Source organism: Lactobacillus nasalidis (genome assembly GCF_016587775.1).
Classification (GTDB): domain Bacteria; phylum Bacillota; class Bacilli; order Lactobacillales; family Lactobacillaceae; genus Lactobacillus; species Lactobacillus nasalidis.
In genome coordinates this window covers 1-250 of sequence record NZ_BOCG01000293.1, presented here as the reverse complement: position 1 = coordinate 250, position 250 = coordinate 1, and the positions used below count along the sequence as shown (strand labels likewise).

The following is a 250-nucleotide window of genomic DNA, read 5'->3' as shown; positions in this document are numbered from 1 at the left end:
CAGCTACGATGTAACGAGCGATGCCAAGGTAGTTACCGGCTACGTTCTGGTTAATACGACTGATACCACTGGTACTTTCGATGAAAGTGACAAGACTGCTGTCTTCACTTACAAGAAGGTCGGTAAGATCATCCCTGTAGATGAAAACAACACGCCAATTCCAGGTGCAGATACGCCGACTTACGAGAATGACCCAGATGACCCAACCAAGGTGACTCCAAACGAGCCAACTCCGACCGTACCAGGCTAC

General features: G+C 49.2%; 1 protein-coding gene. It reads left to right on the top strand.

Going from position 1 to position 250, the window contains the following annotated elements; translation table 11 throughout:
* Nucleotides 1-250 (top strand): hypothetical protein (locus tag lacNas_RS05260; RefSeq protein ID WP_201346667.1); only part of this gene is annotated, 250 nt, incomplete at both ends.